The organism is Photobacterium rosenbergii (genome assembly GCF_033022775.1).
Classification (GTDB): domain Bacteria; phylum Pseudomonadota; class Gammaproteobacteria; order Enterobacterales; family Vibrionaceae; genus Photobacterium; species Photobacterium rosenbergii_A.
The window spans coordinates 93,365-111,609 of sequence record NZ_JAWJZI010000004.1; the positions used below are offsets into that span (position 1 = coordinate 93,365).

The following is an 18,245-nucleotide window of genomic DNA, read 5'->3' on the forward strand; positions in this document are numbered from 1 at the left end:
TTAACTTCTCTCTTCATCCGCTATCAAGCAATCGCAGTGGCAATCGCCTCTTCGACCTCAAGGCTGTCAGCCTGACTTAACGTATCGCGGAATGGCTGATGCATCATTTTGCGCGACAACTTCGTCAGCATATGGACACTCTCTTCATTTCCACTGGCAGGAATACTCAGCGCCACAGCGGTTCTAACCGGTTGTTCATCCATGGTTTCCCATTCAATAGGGTGGCTGAAGCGAACGACGAAAAGTCCAGCATGTGTTGCCGCGGTATTCTTACAATGCGGTATCGCGATTCCCCCGGTGAATCCAGTACTTGATGACTGTTCGCGGGCATTCAGACCAGATTCATAAGCTTTAGCATCCGAAACGTATCCCAGTGCCATGGCTTGCTTGGCGATAAATGCAAACGCCTGCTCCTTGGTGGTGGATTCACTATCAAACAGGACATGCTGAGGGTGAAAAATAGGTTTTGTTTCTGCGCTAGCTGAGCGGTTAGCCACTTGAGTGGTTAGGCTGTCAGCCGATGCTGGTTGCGTATCTGTCTTTGAGGATGGTGAAGGGGTTTCAACACCTATCGGTTTTCGCCACAGTCCAATGATAAGGGCGGTCAAGGTGATACCAGCAAATGTACACAGGATCCAAGTAACAAACGGAATAGGTTGCTCAATATAGCCAACAAAGGTGCCCAACGGCGAGCCAATTCCCCCGTAGAATTTAACATCGAAAAATCCAACTAAGCCACCCGCCAAGGCAGAGCCCGCAACACTGGCGGTGATCATCTGGACAGGATGCGCAGCGGCAAACGGAATAGCCCCTTCGGTAACGCCGACAATACCCATGCCAAACGCTGAGTTAGCCGCTATTTTTTCCGTCGGGCTAAACTTGTTCTTAAATAATTGGGAAGCAACGAAAATCCCCAATGGCGCGACTGAAATCGCCGCCTGTGCTGCCGTACCCGGTACAAAGTTGGCCCCTTCAATGCCGTATTTAGCCACGGTATCGGTAAATACCGCCGTACCAAAAATCAACGCGGTTTTATTTACCGGGCCACCAAAGTCAAAGCCAATCATTGCACCGATAATGGCACCAATAATAAAGGTCGAGGCCGAATAATTAGTGGTTAACCATGTCAGCCAATCGTACATCGCGCCCATGCCAGAAGCGATCGGGCCACCAATCATGTACTTCACCACAATAGTGATAAAGAAAGTGGCTATCAGCGGCAAAATCATGATCGGCACTAGCGGTTGCAGCAGCTTAGGCCAGCGGATCATTTTCAGGTAACGTACGAAATACCCAACGATGAATGCCACAAGGATGGCCGAAAGGAAACCACCACCTGTTTCGGTTCCCAGGAAACCGGCATCATTGGCGATATAGGCGCCGATCATCGCCGGAGCAATCGCAGGGCGGGAGGCAATAGAATTAGCAACAAACCCTGCAAACAGCGGGATCATCAGGGTAAAGCCGACCTTACCCACCAAGAACAGGTGGTACATCAAGTCACCCAACGGATCGGACTGATCGAACCCCCAGGCGACCATGCGGCCAAGTTCATCTTTTTGGAAAGCAAAAATATTGGCAATTGCCAACAATAGACCCGCAGAGATAACCATAGGCACCATGTACGATATCCCGCTCATGATATGCTGGATAAAACCATTTTCATTGGTTTTACCCAAGGTTATGTTACCGACCTCAGTCCCTTTGGCACCGAAAACTACCGCTTCCTTTAACGCGACATCCACCAAGGCTTTCGCATCTTTAATCGCCACCTTCGGGCGGGTTTTGTAAATCCGCTTGCCGGCAAAGCGGGCAAGTTCAATCTCAACGTCTGAAGCAATAATCACTACATCTGCAGCGGCAATATCTTGCTCAGATAATATGTTCTCAGCGCCAATCGAGCCCTGTGTTTCGACTTTCACCTTAAGGCCATGTTCTTGCTCTAAGGCTTCAAGCGCTCTTGCTGCCATATAGGTATGTGCAATACCTGCAGCACAAGCAGTAATTGCAACTATGGTGTGACTCATTAAGTGGCACTCCTGTCAATTTTTAGTCCGTCCAACTGCTGCCTATTGTGTTAATTTTTTCAGATTACTTTTGAGATCAACCACACAAAACAACAAAAACTGAAAATATTTTCACTAAAATTAGATCTGATAAACAGATAGCCCGTTGGTAAGCAGGTAGTTTATTAATAAGGCGGTGCACCCAGGGCCTGAAAAATAACGTCGCTAGGTTTTGTAGCTGATGAAAATATTTTCACTCGACTCCGGTAGCACTTTCATTTCCCATCGCAGCAGAAACGAATAGCGGATACGTCTCATGAGCCCGGCAGAACAGCACCCTGATAGTAAAGACCCAATCATTCATCAGCTCACCAAGTTGGTCGATAACACCTTGCCTATCAGAAAGGTCTATGTGGCCGCGGAAAACCTTTCCGCTCCAGCACTTGCTTGGCAAATAGATATTCCACGTATCGATATTGTGCTTTCAGGCACTATTGTGACCCACTACTCCGTTGACAGCAGCCACCATATACAACAGAACCTAGAAGCTGGTGATGTGGTGTACTTTCCCGCCAAAGCCTGGAGCCAGCCCATGTGGCAAGAAGAGGTCACCATCCTCAGCCTAATGATCAGCCCGCATAAGGTGGGATTTAGCCTGCAGAAATGGAATGGCGAGGGCTTTACCGAGGTAGCCAAACGCCCAACGATCCGGCACCAGCTAAAAATCGGTAATGGCTTGCTGCAAGCCCTTGAAGAGTTGGGGTATGACAGCGCCGATCACCACACAATCAGCTTGGTCATTCGCTCTCTCCTTAGCCATATCATGGTAATGAGCAAGGTGCCTGATTGCCTACCATCAAGGCAAGAAGAGCTGTTTCAGAAAATTACCGGCTATATCGACCAACATTTTGACCAGCAATTAAACCGCGAGATGATTGCCGAACAGTTCTACATTTCCGTCAATTACCTTTCCCATATCTTCCAGCAACAGGGTAAAACCAGTTTCAAGGACTACCTTTGTCACCGCCGGCTCGACAAGGCCCAAACACTACTGGCCCAGGATCAATGCCGGATAAAGCAGATATCTGAGCAATGCGGATTTACCGACAGCAACTACTTTTGCCGCCTGTTCAAGCAAAAGCTGGGGATGACACCTTCACAATTTCGGGCTGGGATAGCAACAGGCTCAGCCTAAGCTGAGCCTGTCATATCCACTGAAAATATTAACGATTTAGTTAAACGGTCCTTCCGCTGTCCAAGACGGCGGGAAGGCGTCATTGTTTATGAAATGTATATTATGTAGCACAAGATGTGCATTATTTTGCACACCCAGAAAAATATTAGCAATAATTAGATGCCTAATAATTTATACAGCATGTATATACCGATTACCTTATGTCATTTAAAAACAATAACTTAATTCGCAAACCAGATCTAAAAAGCATAAAAATTCATACACGACACAATAGCAACAAGTTTCACATTAAAAACTGGAATAAAGATCACAGAATAAATTAAACTGGTTGTGCATCATTGTGACATCAGTTCCAAAAGAATCACACAGGATGACAATCAGGATGTCAGAAAAAATATGCGACTGCCAACTAATCAAGCGCCCAAAATGCGGACAGGTTGATTGCTTTTTAATTAATTCAGAAACAAACACTCTCATTTGTGTTTGTGGATATAGAACACCTCTACGCAATTGCACCTGCAATAAAAAATAGCATAAGGAGCACCATGAATTACTTTAACTGCCCTTCGTGCAACAGGCTTGTTCATTTTCACCGCATTCACAGAAGTAGATTAGAGCGACTGTTAAAAAACAAATATGCAAAATATCAGTGTAGCAACTGCTCATCTGTCATCCTTTCTCATATGTCCATGGAAGATGTACACTTGATAAAAGATGGAGAAAAAGAGTTCGAAACTCAGGATTAAGCTAATGAACTCTTCTAATGGTATAGACCTAAAAATACGACAGCAATACTACATTGAACACCTAGTTAATCTTTATTGGCGGTATTTTAATGCTATCTCTGATGATGACTCCAAGGAAATTCATTACCTTGAGGAGCTCATTATTATAGCTAGAGAAGACTTAATTTCGTTCTCTGACTAGTGTGTAATGCTTGCCCTAAATCCCCATACCGCTATAGATTAAGGGCAAGCATCAGCTCAGCTATCTTGGGCTTTCACAGAGCAAGCTTCCACAGAGGCCTTCCTCCCCAAAGCAGCCAAAACACCAGCGAGGGAACGTACTTTTTCTTTCGCCACAGAAATTGTGCTTGGTGTTTGAGGAAGGCCGCTTTCAAAAATGCATCGGCCAGTTGCTCAGATTCACGGGCGTTAACGGCTCTGAGCTCTTCCAGCTCACTGCCCGCTAATAACTGACGCTCTTGCCCTTGCTCTAGCCATTGCCGTATTACAGATTCAGCCCTTTCACGCAATTCGGCTTTTGGGACAACCTCTTGAATTAGCCCAATCGATTTGGCTTGCTGGGCATCGGGTTTCCACCCTTCTTTGCCAAGCATGCGTGCCGCGTTTTCCTCCCCAATTAAGCGGGGAAAATGCACACTGGAACACCCTTCTGGCGTTACACCCAAAACGGCAAACGGCGTCGAGAAGGTCGCGGTATCTGAAGCAATAATCCCATTGGCCAAAGTCGCCGAGGTTACACTGGCACCTATTGCTGGTCCATTCACCGCTATCAACAATGGCTTGGTACAACCGAGGAATACTTCGAACAAAGCTTGATTATTTTTAGCAATCAACTGGCGCAGTTTACGTGGGGCCATCACCTTTAACGTACCACTGAGGTTCACCCCTGCAGAATAGTAGTCGCCCGAGCCAGTGAGAATAATAGCTTTGACCTTGGCCTCAGCATTTGCCTTCTCAAACACTTCTTTCAGGGCGTTCATCATAGCCATGGTCCAGCCATTTAATTTTGCCGGGCGGTTCATGGTTATTGTCAAAACGCCTTGCTCCAACTGAGTCAATAAATGATCAGCAGAGACTTTACTTAGCTGCATGTCGTTCACAGTGAACACCTCCTTCCAATGGCGGGTAATATGCTATTCCAGTCAACTTTTTTTGTAACCCTCTACAACACCGACTAAAGGGATATAACGTAGATCTAATCTTCAAACAATGCTGTTTAATAAATCAGCAACTGCGGCGTTGATCACGCTATTAAACGGCTGCAGCTATTAGGGTAGAGATAAAAGTTAGAGCAAAGAAACTAAGATTCGCCGCTGCCTGCAAATTGTTTGATTAGGGCTTAAATGAGCCCTTATTGAGCCTAAATTGAAAAGCCTGCTGAAATCATTTCTGTGCCATCTGTCAAGAAACTGATTTTAGCCTAGCAGGCTTTGCAATTTAGTATTGCGGAGTATGGCAGATGGAAAAACTTAAACGTGCAAAGGAATTATTTACCAGACCATTAACCCTAGACGAACTGCACAAGCTGGATGAGCTTGAACGCCAAGCCAAAGGCAAGGAAAAACTGTATATCGCTTCCTTGTGGGACGCGGCGTACGCCCTTGTTGAACCAGCAGTCCTTCATCAAGCCCGTGAAGCTGGGCTGCTCTAGCCATAACCCTTATGGCTCTTCTTGTATGGGGAAAGGATTAGCTATCTTTCCCCTTCTGCTCTCTATTCCCTGAAATTCATCTCATTTTTGATTACCCAACTTGTTCTACATAACTCAAATTAACAACAATTAACTTGAGCCACTTCGTAATATGATTCCACAACACATTTATTTAATAATACAAATAAACCAGCAGTAGCACTATATCGCTAAAGTGATTAACATCACCATTATCTCGCACAAAACCCCTATTAAAGTGATCAAAATCATGAATATATATTTACAACAGTGATGAGTTCATCACTTTATTAAAGCCCCCTTTGATCAGTCTAAAATAATACAATAACTTGAGTGTGTACCGAGGAAATTAAGGTGTAAGGATGAACACACAGAAGCAAGTTGCGCTAGATGCAATCGAACTAGTTAGGCCAGCTATCGAGCGCCTATTCTCACGAACCAACCGTCAAGAACTACATATCGTAGTGATGGATCCCCGCCTTAAGCCCTGGGAGTCCAGTTTTGAGGAAGCCATTTTGGTTGAAACCTCTATCGGCCAGCCGGATGCATGGACGATCCCTTTTGATCTGCTTGCCCGCAAGAAAGCTCAGCAAGCTTGGCGTGATTCTCAGGCCAATATTAATCACCAAACCGCCCACCCATCGTCGCTTCGTGATGACGATGTGCTGTACTACGGCTCCTTCGTCTACGGCAATGTCGTGGTCGCCTGCAGCGGGGTGCAGCAATGGTATGACATGCTGATCAGTGGCTGGATTGCCCTGGCCATCGAGCAACTCACAATCAACGACTACCAAACCCAAAAAACGAATAACCCGACTCAAACCTACCGACGTGAACAATAAAATAGGTATCTAAAATATGAATAAATTACTAAAAGCAGTCATGATCTCCGCAGGTGTACTAGTTTCAGCAACAGCCGTTGCTGCTGATTACCCAACCAAAAACATTCGCTTGGTTGTCCCTTTTGGTGCCGGTGGCGGTACCGATGCTGTTGGCCGTACGTTGGCTAATAGTGCCAAGGATGTGCTTGGCCAAAATATTTCGATCATGAACCGTACCGGTGGTGCAGGTGCGGTAGGTATGAGCTTTGGTGCCCAGCAGCGCGCTGATGGTTATACCCTAACAGTAGTCACCCGCGAGATTGCCTCGCTGCCACAAATGGGCCTAATGCGCCACACAGCAGATGACTTCAAACTGATCCGAATGGTTAACCTTGACCCAGCCGTTGTACTGGTTGCTGCTGACAGCCCATACAACAGCATCAATGACCTGATTGAAGATGCCAAGAAAGAGCCAGGCAAAGTGAAGTTTGCTTCTACTGCCGCGCCTAACTTCTATCTGATGGCACTGGAAAAAGACCAAGATATCAAGCTCAACGCTATCCCTTACAACGGTGCTTCGGAAGCGATTCCAGCGGTACTAGGCAACCACACAGATGTCACTATGGTGACGCCGGGTGAAGCTATTGCACAGCTTCGTTCTGGTCAGCTAAAGGCCCTAGGCGTGATGTCTGAAGAGCGCATCGCCTTTATCAAAGATGTCCCGACTCTAAAAGAGCAAGGCGTCGATGTGGTAACCGGTACATGGCGTGGTATCGGTGCACCGAAAAACACCCCTGACCACATTATTGAAAAGCTAGGTGCAGCATTCGACCAAGCAATGGCGACAGAGGAATTCAAGTCATTCATGGAAACTGGTGCAATGACGATTCACAACCTGAACGCCGAAGAGTTTACCAAGTTTGTCTACGAAGATACGCAAGCACTAGGCTCTCTAATTAACTAATGATACCCAGGAGCCAGCACACCATGCTGGCTCTTTTTTTGAACACGCTCAACACAAGGATGGATTCTATGTTGAATAGAAACTTTCTTTTCCCGTCCCTGATCATTTTATTAGGTGCCGCTTCCCTTTTCGTTATCAGCCAATTCGACAAGCCGATGTTCCAGGATGCTAGTGTCGATGCCGCCTTTTTCCCAACCGTTGTCACGATTGCCATGATGGTTATCTCGTCGGTGCTAGTCTTTCAGCATTGGCAAAAAAACCAACGAGACAAAAAAGAGAATACCCAGGAGAAAGAAGTACCGCTATTTTCCAAGCTGTCTGTTTTTGGTGTCGCCTACTTAATTGGCTATGCCTTCTTGATCCACCTTCTCGGCTACCTGTTTGCCAGCCTTATTGCTTTTGCCTTGTACCTAATTTACTTCAAGGTGAAGAAGCCCCTTTATTACGTGATTGCAGCAGTATTCGTTGTATCTGTGTATTACCTGTTTGGCGAAGTGTTTGTGATCGCGCTTCCTGACGGCATCATTCTGTAGAGGCCGCATATGTTAGAACATTTATTTTCAGGCATCTTAACCGCCTTCAGCCCAAGTGTTTTCCCTGTACTGATCTTCGGCGTACTGGGCGGGATCATCCTCGGAGCCCTACCCGGCCTCACCGCGACCATGGGTGTTGCCATCTTACTGCCTTTTACTTTTGGTATGGAGCCAACGGCTGCATTGGTCATGCTCATCGGTGTCTACATCGGTGGTATCTATGGTGGATCGATTGCCGCGATTTTGCTCAAGACGCCCGGCACCCCGGCCTCTGCGGCGACCGTGCTTGACGGCCATACCCTTGCAGCAAAAGGCCAAGCAGCCCGGGCATTGAGCATCTCAGCAGTTGCTTCGTTTATCGGTGGCCTTATCAGTACCATCGTGTTGATCGCGATTGCACCGCTGCTGGCTGACTTCGCCCTCAAATTCAATGCGCCTGAATATTTCGCGCTGGCCTTGTTCGGCCTCACCATCATTGCCAGCGTGTCGTCGAAAAACATCCTCAAGGGTTTACTAGCAGGCTGCATTGGCTTGCTAGTCTCCACTGTGGGTCTAGACCCTATCAGCAGCGTACCGAGATTTACTTTTGACGTGATGGATTTGTACAGCGGCATCAATGTGATTCCGGTTTTGATTGGCTTGTTTGCTATCTCAGAAGGTCTCAACCAACTTGAGAAACTTCATAGCCAGAAGAAAGCTGCACCTCCAAAATTCGACCATAAGCTACTGAGCAAGAAAGATCTGAAAACCATGCTGCCAACCGCAGTGAAAAGTGGTTTGATGGGCACCTCTATCGGCTCTGTACCAGGGGCTGGCGCCGATATATCAGCATTCGTTTGCTATAACGAAGCCAAGCGTTCTGCCAAGAACCCGGATGAATTCGGTAAAGGGTCGGTACAAGGTTTAGCAGCTGCAGAAGCAGGCAACAATGGGGTTACCGGTGGCTCTCTAGTTCCGCTGCTAACTCTGGGTGTCCCGGGTGATGCGGTAGCTGCCGTTTTGCTTGGCGCATTAATTGTACAGGGCCTGACGCCGGGGCCATTGCTGTTTAGCCAAAGCCCAGAAGTGGTCTATGGGGTATTCAGTTCAATGCTGGTTGCCAACATTGTGATGTTGCTTATCGGCTTGCTCGGTATCCGCTTCTTCTGCCGCATTATTGAAGTGCCGAAGATCATCATGATCCCGATTATCATCTTCCTGTCGGTGATCGGTGCCTATGCCATCAACAACTCGATGTTCGATGTCGGTATTGCGATTAGCTTTGGCTTGCTAGGGTTTATCCTCAATAAGATGGAAATTCCATCCTCGCCTATCTTGCTGGCGATTATCCTCGGGCCAATGGCCGAAACCAACCTGCGCAAATCTCTGCTGATGTACGATGGCAGCTGGTCATTCTTGTATGAACGCCCTATCGCGCTGGCCTTCATTGTCCTGGCCGTTTTCTCGGTCTACTCCACCATGAAGCTCAAGAAAAAGCAGGCGCAGGCTCCTTTAGCGGAGTAGGGAAGAAGCCTTAAACGAAAAAAGCCGCTGATTTCTCAGCGGCTTTCTCTAATGTTGCGGAGCGCTCTAGGTGTTAGAGGATTTGAACCCTAGATTCCAGATGCAAAAAAGGCCTGCATTTCTGCAAGCCTTTCGAATGTGGCGGAGAGATAGGGATTTGAACCCTAGATACGCTATTAACGTATGCCGGTTTTCAAGACCGGTGCTTTCAACCACTCAGCCATCTCTCCGTAAGTACGGCGTATGATATAGCGGTTTACTTCCACTGTAAACCCCACAAAATTCGTATGGTTATCATTTCAACAGAACGAAAGTATCTGATTCAGATTAAATCAATATCTTTACTCGCCATTTCAGTTCGAACCCGCTTGGGGTAGTCATAGTAAAACACCGTCCCCTGTTCTTCGGCAATCGCCTGCCAGCAATCGACCTCAAAACCAAGCACCAAAACGCCACACGTCGGCAAGTTGTCTTCTTTGAATCCAAACATCTGGGCAAGCACGGTCATCGCTGGGTTATGGCCCACCAGCATAAGACGTTCAACCACATCACTGGTTTCACGGATAATATCCATCAGTTCAAACGCAGACTCGGTATAGACTCTTGGGTCAGATTCCAGCTTAGGCGAGCAGTCTAACCCTTCTGAGAAAGAATAAGCCGTTTGCGACGCCCGCAGTGCCGAGCTGGTGACAATCAACTGCGGCCCCTGTTGCCAACCATTCAACCGGTGAACCATCTTCGGTATATTTTTCAGGCCACGGTTATTGAGAGGGCGTTCATGATCATCTAACGAAGGGTCGTCCCAAGAAGATTTGGCATGGCGCACTAAAAACAATAATTTCATTGCTCTCCCCCTTAGCATAACAGGCTAACCACCTAACCATTTCAGCCAAGCGGTAACCCATATTCAACTTTTATACATCCAGACTTAGCCTGGGTGTTTGGTATAAGTATATAAAACATAAAGGGGAAGGCTGTTTCGATTACAAAAAAGGGCTGCCTGTTAGGCTGCCCTTTAAATGATTTAAACACAATCAAACCACTACATGGCTGATTTCACCGCTCTTGCCAAGCGATCTGCGGCTTGCTCCGGATCTGCCATTTTTGCATTGAAGAAATTACTGACGACATCGAAGATCGCTGCCTGCACATAGCTGGTTGTCGCCAGCCCTTGGGACACACTCGGTACCAAACCGCCGGATTGGCTACTTTGCTTGAAAACCACCAGCGAATCTTTGGCACACTGGTCAAACTCGGACAAATCCATATCCATCCTTACTGGAATCGAACCCTTGCTGAGGTTAAACGTAGACTGGAACTCCTTGTCCAGAATTGCCCGAGCGAGATCCTTCTGGGCCTGGCTATTGGCTTCATCGGTCAACTTGAAAAAGGCAAAACTATCGATGTTGTAGGTGAACAGGCCCTGCGTACCGGGTGCAGCCGTACACAAGTAATCTTTCCCGGGTACCTTGCCGTCGGCTTCGAATTCCCCTTTCGCCCAGTCCCCCATGATCTGCATGGCGGCTTCGCCACTGCTTACCATGGCAGTAGATGTACTCCAATCTCGGCCACGGTAATTTGGCCCTACATAATCACGCATACGACGGAACTGGGTGAACACATCCACCATCTTTTCTCCGCCGAGTACTGACATATCCAGTTCAACAAAGGCTCGCTGGTAATTGGCTGGGCCTAGTACTGCTAAAGCAACCGCTTCAAACAAGGTGACGTTCTGCCAGGGCTGGCCACCATGTGCCAACGGCACAAATCCTGCCTGTTTTATTTTTTCAGCAGCCACAAAAAACTCATCGAGCGTTCTCGGCACTTCTACACCCGCTTTAGCAAACACCTTGGGGTTCGCCCATAACCAATTGACTCGGTGGATATTGACCGGCACCGCAACGTAGTCACCACCATACATCATTATTTGGCGTGCAACCGGCGGTAGGATTTTCGACCAATTATCTTCTGCAGCGACATCGTTCAAATCGGTCAAAAAGCCCAATCGGCCCCACTCCTGAATATCATGGCCTTTGATCTGTGCTGCCGATGGCGGGTTTCCTGACACCGCACGGGTCTTAAGAACCGTCATCGCACTTTCACCACCGCCACCTGCGATAGCAAAATCTTTCCAGTGATTACCCTGAGCCTGAATTTTATTCTTCAGTAAAGAGACCGATCGCGCTTCGCCGCCCGAAGTCCACCAGTGCAAGACTTCCACTTCTCCAGCAGAAGCCACACCGCTAGCGAGCATCATCAAAGCCGATATCAAGGTGTGTTTCGTGTTCATTGCCTTAATCTTCTTTCAACAAGCGGGGAATGTAGACTTTCACTTCCAACCCGCCATCTACCGCATTATGGATTGCCATATCACCGCCATGAGCATGGATGATATTGCGGGCAATACCCAGCCCCAAGCCATGACCTTCATCATCCTTTGCAACCCGAACATAGGGCTCGAACACCGCATCGAGTTTATCTCTAGGGATGCCCGGTCCTTTGTCTTTGATAATCAGGATCAGCGAGTCTTTTTCATCAACGATGATCAAACTCACCTCATCACCGTATTTCACGCCGTTATCAATCAGATTGCTAAAACAGCGCTTCAGCGCCAGCGGTTTACCCATTAACGGCGCTATCTTGGTTTTAGGAATTCTGACTTTCACCTGGTGCTGGTTATGACGCTCGGCAATGCTGAACAACAGTTCTTTCAAATCCACCTGGGCCAAGTTCTCATGCAGATCGGTGTCTTTTACCGTCTGCAATGCCCCTTTCACCATCATCTCCAATTCATCGAGATCGCGGTTGAATTTCTCGACTTTGGCATCATCATCGATAAGCTCGGCGCGCAGTCTTAAACGGGTGATAGGTGTTTTCAAATCGTGAGAAATCGATGAAAACAGATGCTCGCGATCATCAATATAGCGCTGTACCCGTGACTGCATCCGGTTAAATGCCCGGGTCGCCGTCACCAGCTCGCTAGCCCCCTCTTCTTTGAGCGGCGGCTGGTAAATATCAAAGCTCATGGCATTGGCCGCATACGCCAGCCGCTTCAATGGCTTGGTCTGGCGACGGATCATCAAGAAAGTGAACACCAACAACAACGCTGTCATGAACACCATAAACACCAGTTGCTGACCCGTGATGATCTCATCTTCCAAAGTGACATACGGCGCCGGCAACAAGGCTGCGATATACAACCACTCGTTTTCAGCCAACTCCAACTGCACAACCAAAATCGGTGGGTTGAACGGTTCAAGACTCAGGGTATAGTGCGCCCATGAGCGAGGCAGATCGCTGAGCAAGATATCATTTTTCAGAACATGTAAGGTTTCAGGACGGGAGAATTCAACCCGGATCACATCAAGCCGCGGCAGCTTTTCGCCTAGTACCTCTTCAAAGGCTCCGACAGCGGTTCTCTTCATCAAAGAGTCAGGGATCGGATCAATCAAGATCTCTTCTTGATTGAAAGAGACAAAGAAACGGGTTCCCCCCATATTGCGCAGCTGATCGAGCACAATATGACGGTATTCCAACGGTAGAGATTGGAAGAAGGTCACAGTAGAAGCAAACATATTGGCCATGCTGGCCGATGCTGATTCCAAACCTTCCAAATCACGCTGCTTCGATTGCCCATACCAAATACTGGTTGCAATAACTTGGGCAAGAAATACCGCCAGCAGGGTAAACCATAGCGTGCGGGCCAACAGGGACTTTGGCCACCACTTTCGAATATTCATAGACAGTACCACTAACTGGACGAGGCGGATTACTCCTCGTAGGTAACCTCGGCATTAAACGAGTAACCGTTACCACGGATTGTCTTAATCAAACGTTGCTGGGTTCCTTTGTCTCCCAAACGCTGGCGCAAGCGGCTTAATTGCACATCAATACTACGGGCCGACGGGGTTGCCTCGCGACCACGAGTCGCGAAAGAGATAGTATCGCGATCTAGCACTTCATTTGGGCGGGTCAGGAACAGCATCAACAACGCGAAATCACTGCCGCTGAGCTCGTAATCTTTTTCTTTGTCTAAATCGTACAGACGCTGGGCCGCTGTATCCAAACGCCAGTTTGCAAACCGTATCGCCTTGGGAGCAGACGGCATCTGCTGGGCTTCGGTAGGTTTGACTCGACGCAATAAGGCTTTTATTCGCGCCATTAACTGGCGGGGACTAAACGGTTTGGCGATGTAATCATCTGCCCCTAGCTCCAGACCAATGATCTGATCCATCTCATCCGACACCGCAGTCAGCATGATAATTGGCACATCAGAAGTTTTTCGGATGTATTGGCACAAGGTAAAACCATCATCCCCAGGCATCATCACATCCAGCAAGATCAAATCAGGCGTGCCCATAGCCAGACGGCGTTTCATCTCCTCCCCTTCGGCAGCGGTAATGACCGTAAATCCCGCTTTGGTGAGGAATTCGTCCAGCAACTCACGAATTTCCTGATCATCATCAACAACAAGAACCTTCTTGCTTGTGCTCATTATCTCTTCCTTCTGCCCTAGCAAGGAGTTACCCAAGCTTGACTACACATTCTTCAGGGCAACATCTTGCCAAAAAGCAATATATTGGCGCCAATTACATACTAGGGCGCTAACATATCAAACTGAATCAAAAAAGGCGCGTACCGCGCCTTATAATCATGATCTGAATAGATAAAAATGACAAATCTAGCAAACGCTTGCTATTAGCCCTTCTGCTACTAACGCTCACGCAACGCCCATTTTGATCTTGTACTTCGACACCGCTTGCTCAAAGAACTCACGCTCGTCATCATCACCAATATTGTTGGCCACTTCAGCAAATACCTCGTAACCTTTCTTACCGTTCTTTACCTGCCAAACAGAATAGGCCGCTTGCTTGTCCAGTTCTACCCGGTTCTTTTCTGCTTCAGAAAGCAGTGTCAAATTATGCATGGTGTTCATCCTACCCCGATCATTTTGATGGCGATTTTATCCCAATCCCCTGCTATTCCCAAGGTACTCTTAAGGCGTTAGCCATGAAAAAACCCGCGTTTCCCACAACTTTGGCTTGGGATAATGCGGGCTTGGTCAAACAATCAGCATTAATGGTTAAAAGCCGAGCAACCACTTAAAGGTTATGAAAAACCCAGCGACAACGGCCACCGTCAACGCCACACTGGCAACTGGACTTAATGTAGCGGCACAAGGGTTGCTGATCGCATCAGCCAACGTCGGCTCGTCAAAATCAACCTTCTTCTGGGACTGAATTAGCTCATTAACGTAATGATCAATGGTATCAATCGACTCTTCGACAGAATCAATCACTTGGGCTCCCAGCCAACGTTCTTGCTCGATCAACTGACCCGACTCGACATGGCGTAACCCAGAAAAGCGCCCAGTACGTCGATCCACAACCGATACCGCCATATAGCCTTGATCTTCACTCCAGACCCAACAAGGCAGGAAGTTTCCTTCAATATTTACCTGGCTCGGGTAAGGAAACCGGGCATTGCTGACAATGTCTAACAGCTTATCTTTAACATCACACAATGCGTGCAGCTGCTGAATACAAGTTTCCAACCAGTACGGGAAATTATTTCTAAAGGCGCTTTGACGCAGCGGGGCAAGGCGGGCTGCTCCCCTTACCACAAATTCAGTGATCTGCTGACTGACATCACTTTGATTGGGCCAGCACTGCTGTGCAGATGAAGTCGGTAAGGTAAGGCGTTGGCAAATAGTGCCTTTGGGTGAAACAAGCTTAAGTGCCTGTTGGCTGTTTTCCATAGAAGGAAGATATTCTATGTGCCAGGGTTTAGCGACTTTCCGCATGATGGCCCGGTATACCTGTTCAACTGTGGATTGGTAATGCTCATAGTTGCTCATCGGGCACCTCCGGGGTGGTTTCTGGACTGACCTCATTGTACAAAAAAACGGCCTTCATTATGGTGATCAGAATCTTGTTTTGTAAAAGAGGTGAAATGCATCGCTATGCGGTAAAATCAAACAACTTTTGTTATGTGATTTATCAGTTATGCCAAACTTGCAATTTAAACGCATTCCCGCCTTTAACAGTTATCTTCACGGCCAATTACATAACACCACACTGACCAATCAGGCATGGCCAGTGTGGTAAGTTAAATACCCAGAGACTGAGGTTCTAGCTCGCGATTACAGGCCTGCACTGATCCCAAACAAGATGGAATTATTAGTCACATCACCCATATCGCGGTATTCATAGTTCAACGAAAGATCGATAAATGGCAGCATGGTAAAGACCACTCCGGCCCCTCCGGCAAATCCCCAGCCATCATCATTTTCTGTCGGCACACCCGATCGGTCGATATCATAGTCGTAATAATTGGTACCAAGCTTGCCGTAAACACTCCCTATCACCAAAGGTAAATCCGCCCGTAGAGTTAATGGAAACGCGGTATAGTCAATCTCGTTCTTTGCGCTTCCCCCCCTCGCATCGACATCAGCACTGCCCTGTACCACTCCGGCATTCACGCTGAAGATATCATTAATATGATATGAGCCATTGATCCCATATTCGACGCCATAATCATCGTTACCCTGGTACTCAACCCTCGCACCGCCTACCGTCGCCCCAACGGAAAACCCCAGCAAATCCGCCGCAGCCGGTGCTGCGCAAAGTAATAATGTTGCCGCTAACCCTATTCTTTTCATTCATCCAGTCCTTAGCAAATAAACGAACCACATCCTTATTATGGGTAGTGCGAAATGCAGCAAATTACCAATTCCATTGTTGTTTTCCGTGCTGCGGTTCAACCCTGCCTATACTCAAAAAACTGGTTTCGTATTTAGCCTATCGCCGGAGGGTTATCTTAACTATGCCCATCAACCTCAAATCAGCTCTCAAGTATTTCCTCATTAATACTGTCGTTATCATGCTGACGGCTTGCGACAGTACCGACGATACCCCTGATGCCGATACCATCTATTTCAACGGCAACATCATTACACTCGCAAACCACTCAAAAAAAGTCACCGCCATCGCTTTCAAGAATGGCAGGGTACAAGCGATTGGAAGCCGTATTGGTGTAAAACGTCACCAAGGCGATCTCACCGAAATGATAGATTTAGACGGCAAAACCATGATCCCCAGCTTTATTGCCGGTAATAGCCACTTCTCCCAACTGCTCGCGGAAGCAGGCGATATAGGACAAGTACAAACCCTATTTGCCAGCCAAGGCATCACGACACTGGCTGATATTGGAATTAATAATGAGGCGCTATCTACCTTGCAGAGCCATGCCAACGCCAATAAGCTGGTGTTAGATATTATTGCGATCCCCAACGTCACTGAGATGGAAGCCTTGGTGGAAGGTGATGAAGTCAGCTTTGGCCAATACAATAACCGACTCAAAGTGCCTGGCTTCTATCTTGCCCTCGATGGCACAGCTAGCGATTACTCCGCCTGGATGGCCTACCCCTACCAAGAAAACCGTACTTTACCCGAGCCCAATTGGCGCAGCGAACCGCTGATGCCATTTAGTGCTTTTCAAAATACCTTTCAGTCTGTGGTCGAAAATGAACTCCAGCTATTTATTCATGCGATGGGCGATGCCGCTATCGATGCGATCATCCAAGCTGGCTATGATCTCAAACTTAATGCTGGGCAAGACCAACGCCATGTAATAATGATGTCCCGTTTCATGCGCAATAACCAACTGCAACAATACGCCAAGCTTGGATTGGTCGCCTGTTTTGACACCAGTAATATTTATCAAGAAGGCGAAGATGATATTGAAAAACTTGGCCTCAGCCGGGCAAATGGGCAAAGCCCTATCAAGCAAGCATTTGAGGATGATTTACCCGCCAGTAATATTTGCTTCCCCGGCCCGACGCTTCCCGATACTATTTTTACGCTCTGGTCTTCAGTCAACCGGGTTACCAAAGATGAAGAAATTATGGGCAGCGGATTGAGGCTGTCACCACTGCAAGCCTTGGCTGCCATGAGCAAACAGGCTGCTTTCCAGTTTTTCGAAGAAGACAATAAAGGCGAGTTAGTTCCCGGTAAGCAAGCCGACGCAATCATCCTCTCAGATAACCCGATGTCAATTGCCCCAGGGTTAATTAGGGAGATCGAAATTATCGAGACCATCAAAGAGGGCAAGACTATCTATCGTCGCCCCTCCGCTTCGTCCTCAGAGGCTGCATCCCCCTAAAACCAAAAGAGCAGAAAACACGAAAAATAATCACCACACGCTATACAACCCACCCGACATAAATGGGCAGTATTGGGCCCATTTAAGTTTTTTGCCGCGATGAAATCCATTACAACATCACATTTTTACTCACATTGTTTCAGGCTATTTCCATTCAAACAAACCAAGGATTATATACCAATATAATTGTATATTTTCAGTTACTTAATATAGTTTTCCATCTGTTGTTTATATCTTTTACCTTTCATTTACGCAAACGATACCCCTCACCCTTTCAACAGATTTGGTAATCAACGATCTGTTTTTGATTAACAGCTCAATAAAATGTGATCAGGATCGCGAGATCCAAAGACATGCTTGCTTACACTTTATCCATCAAAACGACAACGCACATTAAGGCGCCATACAGAGCAGCCATCCAACGTCGTCATACACAATGAATATAGAGGGTAAACACATGAGTGAGATTCTGCTTGCAACTTTTGCAGGATTAATAGTTGGTCTATTTTTCTCGGCCATTAAACTTCCGCTGCCTGCGCCACCAGTACTACCAGGCATTATGGGAATCGTCGGTGTTTACCTTGGCGGCGTTGCCTACCAAAGCATCGTTGAACGTTTTTTCTCTTAAACGCACACTTTCTTAAA

The 18,245-nt window shown here is 47.3% G+C and carries 17 protein-coding genes and 1 tRNA gene; 8 read left to right on the forward strand and 10 right to left on the reverse strand.

All coding sequences use genetic code 11. The features are described 5' to 3' along the window. Nucleotides 1-23: 23 nt before the first annotated feature. Complete coding sequence (locus tag R2X38_RS11265; protein WP_317522327.1) at nt 24-2,027, reverse strand: fructose-specific PTS transporter subunit EIIC; 2,004 nt, start codon at nt 2,025-2,027, stop codon at nt 24-26. A 295-nt stretch (nt 2,028-2,322) separates the two neighbouring features. Between R2X38_RS11265 and R2X38_RS11270 the strand changes: the two genes are divergently transcribed. Next, nucleotides 2,323-3,201: an AraC family transcriptional regulator gene (locus R2X38_RS11270; RefSeq protein WP_317522328.1), complete on the forward strand. Its 879-nt coding sequence runs from the start codon at nt 2,323-2,325 to the stop codon at nt 3,199-3,201. 1,000 nt (nt 3,202-4,201) lie between these two features. Here the strand turns inward: R2X38_RS11270 and R2X38_RS11275 are convergent. Further along, on the reverse strand, nt 4,202-5,038 hold the full coding sequence (locus R2X38_RS11275; RefSeq protein WP_317522789.1) for an enoyl-CoA hydratase/isomerase family protein: 837 nt from the start codon (nt 5,036-5,038) through the stop codon (nt 4,202-4,204). 368 nt (nt 5,039-5,406) lie between these two features. Between R2X38_RS11275 and R2X38_RS11280 the strand changes: the two genes are divergently transcribed. The 5 genes from R2X38_RS11280 (at nt 5,407) to R2X38_RS11300 (ending at nt 9,437) form a co-directional block, all read left to right on the forward strand. Next, nucleotides 5,407-5,598 carry a hypothetical protein gene (locus tag R2X38_RS11280; RefSeq protein ID WP_107300554.1) on the forward strand — a complete coding sequence of 64 codons (192 nt, stop codon included), beginning with the start codon at nt 5,407-5,409 and terminating at the stop codon, nt 5,596-5,598. 380 nt (nt 5,599-5,978) lie between these two features. Beyond that, nucleotides 5,979-6,458 carry a hypothetical protein gene (locus R2X38_RS11285; RefSeq protein WP_317522329.1) on the forward strand — a complete coding sequence of 160 codons (480 nt, stop codon included), beginning with the start codon at nt 5,979-5,981 and terminating at the stop codon, nt 6,456-6,458. 16 nt (nt 6,459-6,474) lie between these two features. After that, nucleotides 6,475-7,401 carry a tripartite tricarboxylate transporter substrate binding protein gene (locus R2X38_RS11290; RefSeq protein WP_317522330.1) on the forward strand — a complete coding sequence of 309 codons (927 nt, stop codon included), beginning with the start codon at nt 6,475-6,477 and terminating at the stop codon, nt 7,399-7,401. A gap of 68 nt (nt 7,402-7,469) precedes the next feature. Continuing rightward, a complete protein-coding gene (locus R2X38_RS11295; RefSeq protein ID WP_317522331.1) occupies nt 7,470-7,934 on the forward strand; it encodes a tripartite tricarboxylate transporter TctB family protein in 465 nt (154 codons plus the stop codon). Nucleotides 7,935-7,943: 9 nt separating this feature from the next. Continuing rightward, nucleotides 7,944-9,437 (forward strand): tripartite tricarboxylate transporter permease, encoded by a 1,494-nt coding sequence (locus tag R2X38_RS11300; protein WP_317522332.1) that lies wholly within the window; start codon nt 7,944-7,946, stop codon nt 9,435-9,437. Between the two features lie 139 nt (nt 9,438-9,576). Here R2X38_RS11300 and R2X38_RS11305 read toward each other — a convergent pair. The 8 genes from R2X38_RS11305 to R2X38_RS11340 form a co-directional block, all read right to left on the reverse strand. Further along, nucleotides 9,577-9,667 (reverse strand) — tRNA-Ser (locus R2X38_RS11305). A gap of 92 nt (nt 9,668-9,759) precedes the next feature. Then, entirely contained in the window at nt 9,760-10,281 is a 522-nt protein-coding gene (locus tag R2X38_RS11310) for a SixA phosphatase family protein (protein ID WP_317522333.1), read from the reverse strand. Between the two features lie 198 nt (nt 10,282-10,479). Then, nucleotides 10,480-11,727, reverse strand: coding sequence for an ABC transporter substrate-binding protein (locus R2X38_RS11315; protein WP_317522334.1), 1,248 nt, complete (start codon nt 11,725-11,727; stop codon nt 10,480-10,482). 4 nt (nt 11,728-11,731) lie between these two features. Further along, complete coding sequence (locus R2X38_RS11320; RefSeq protein ID WP_317522335.1) at nt 11,732-13,177, reverse strand: ATP-binding protein; 1,446 nt, start codon at nt 13,175-13,177, stop codon at nt 11,732-11,734. A 29-nt stretch (nt 13,178-13,206) separates the two neighbouring features. Further along, on the reverse strand, nt 13,207-13,932 hold the full coding sequence (locus R2X38_RS11325) for a response regulator transcription factor (RefSeq protein WP_317522336.1): 726 nt from the start codon (nt 13,930-13,932) through the stop codon (nt 13,207-13,209). 225 nt (nt 13,933-14,157) lie between these two features. Then, nucleotides 14,158-14,364 carry a DUF3283 family protein gene (locus tag R2X38_RS11330; protein ID WP_317522337.1) on the reverse strand — a complete coding sequence of 69 codons (207 nt, stop codon included), beginning with the start codon at nt 14,362-14,364 and terminating at the stop codon, nt 14,158-14,160. Nucleotides 14,365-14,520: 156 nt separating this feature from the next. Then, complete coding sequence (locus R2X38_RS11335) at nt 14,521-15,294, reverse strand: hypothetical protein (RefSeq protein WP_317522338.1); 774 nt, start codon at nt 15,292-15,294, stop codon at nt 14,521-14,523. Between the two features lie 285 nt (nt 15,295-15,579). After that, complete coding sequence (locus tag R2X38_RS11340; protein WP_317522340.1) at nt 15,580-16,098, reverse strand: porin family protein; 519 nt, start codon at nt 16,096-16,098, stop codon at nt 15,580-15,582. Between the two features lie 164 nt (nt 16,099-16,262). Here R2X38_RS11340 and R2X38_RS11345 point away from each other — a divergent pair, with 164 nt between their 5' ends. Both R2X38_RS11345 and R2X38_RS11350 read left to right on the forward strand, forming a co-directional pair. After that, the gene (locus tag R2X38_RS11345; RefSeq protein ID WP_317522341.1) at nt 16,263-17,600 is read left to right on the forward strand and encodes an amidohydrolase family protein; all 1,338 of its coding nucleotides are present in this window, start codon (nt 16,263-16,265) and stop codon (nt 17,598-17,600) included. Between the two features lie 457 nt (nt 17,601-18,057). Next, nucleotides 18,058-18,228 (forward strand): XapX domain-containing protein, encoded by a 171-nt coding sequence (locus R2X38_RS11350; RefSeq protein WP_107300564.1) that lies wholly within the window; start codon nt 18,058-18,060, stop codon nt 18,226-18,228. The last annotated feature ends 17 nt before the right edge of the window (nt 18,229-18,245 follow it).

Coding starts and splice junctions, on each gene's coding strand:
- R2X38_RS11265 (WP_317522327.1), bottom strand. CDS start 2,027: ATGAGTCACACCATAGTTGCAATTACTGCTTGTGCTGCAGGTATTGCA.
- R2X38_RS11270 (WP_317522328.1), top strand. CDS start 2,323: ATGAGCCCGGCAGAACAGCACCCTGATAGTAAAGACCCAATCATTCAT.
- R2X38_RS11275 (WP_317522789.1), bottom strand. CDS start 5,038: ATGCAGCTAAGTAAAGTCTCTGCTGATCATTTATTGACTCAGTTGGAG.
- R2X38_RS11280 (WP_107300554.1), top strand. CDS start 5,407: ATGGAAAAACTTAAACGTGCAAAGGAATTATTTACCAGACCATTAACC.
- R2X38_RS11285 (WP_317522329.1), top strand. CDS start 5,979: ATGAACACACAGAAGCAAGTTGCGCTAGATGCAATCGAACTAGTTAGG.
- R2X38_RS11290 (WP_317522330.1), top strand. CDS start 6,475: ATGAATAAATTACTAAAAGCAGTCATGATCTCCGCAGGTGTACTAGTT.
- R2X38_RS11295 (WP_317522331.1), top strand. CDS start 7,470: ATGTTGAATAGAAACTTTCTTTTCCCGTCCCTGATCATTTTATTAGGT.
- R2X38_RS11300 (WP_317522332.1), top strand. CDS start 7,944: ATGTTAGAACATTTATTTTCAGGCATCTTAACCGCCTTCAGCCCAAGT.
- R2X38_RS11310 (WP_317522333.1), bottom strand. CDS start 10,281: ATGAAATTATTGTTTTTAGTGCGCCATGCCAAATCTTCTTGGGACGAC.
- R2X38_RS11315 (WP_317522334.1), bottom strand. CDS start 11,727: ATGAACACGAAACACACCTTGATATCGGCTTTGATGATGCTCGCTAGC.
- R2X38_RS11320 (WP_317522335.1), bottom strand. CDS start 13,177: ATGAATATTCGAAAGTGGTGGCCAAAGTCCCTGTTGGCCCGCACGCTA.
- R2X38_RS11325 (WP_317522336.1), bottom strand. CDS start 13,932: ATGAGCACAAGCAAGAAGGTTCTTGTTGTTGATGATGATCAGGAAATT.
- R2X38_RS11330 (WP_317522337.1), bottom strand. CDS start 14,364: ATGCATAATTTGACACTGCTTTCTGAAGCAGAAAAGAACCGGGTAGAA.
- R2X38_RS11335 (WP_317522338.1), bottom strand. CDS start 15,294: ATGAGCAACTATGAGCATTACCAATCCACAGTTGAACAGGTATACCGG.
- R2X38_RS11340 (WP_317522340.1), bottom strand. CDS start 16,098: ATGAAAAGAATAGGGTTAGCGGCAACATTATTACTTTGCGCAGCACCG.
- R2X38_RS11345 (WP_317522341.1), top strand. CDS start 16,263: ATGCCCATCAACCTCAAATCAGCTCTCAAGTATTTCCTCATTAATACT.
- R2X38_RS11350 (WP_107300564.1), top strand. CDS start 18,058: ATGAGTGAGATTCTGCTTGCAACTTTTGCAGGATTAATAGTTGGTCTA.